Raw genomic sequence first — 258 nt, 5'->3', positions numbered from 1 at the left:
ACGCCGGGACGGCCATATTCAGCGCCTCGTGGGGACGCTCAAGGTTATAGACTGCCCGCCAGTGGTCGAAGGCCCGCTGTAACTCGCCGCTGTCCGTGAACCATTTCCCCTGCAGCACTTCCGCCTTTAGGCTGCGGTGAAAGCGTTCGAGCTTGCCCTGGGTCTGCGGATGATAAGGCCGGGAGTGACCCACCCGGATACCGAGGCGCATCAGCCATAACTCCAGCGCCGTCCAGGTCCCGGTGGTGTCACCCCACG

Annotated in this window: 1 protein-coding gene; it reads right to left on the bottom strand. The window is 64.0% G+C overall.

The features are described from left to right. A partial coding sequence (locus M8013_RS00035; RefSeq protein ID WP_271265810.1) for an integrase core domain-containing protein occupies positions 1-258 on the bottom strand: 258 nt, incomplete at both ends.

It is taken from the genome of Silvania confinis (assembly GCF_025564085.1).
In the GTDB taxonomy this organism is placed as follows: domain Bacteria; phylum Pseudomonadota; class Gammaproteobacteria; order Enterobacterales; family Enterobacteriaceae; genus Enterobacter; species Enterobacter confinis.
This window is presented reverse-complemented; position numbering and strand designations above follow the sequence as displayed.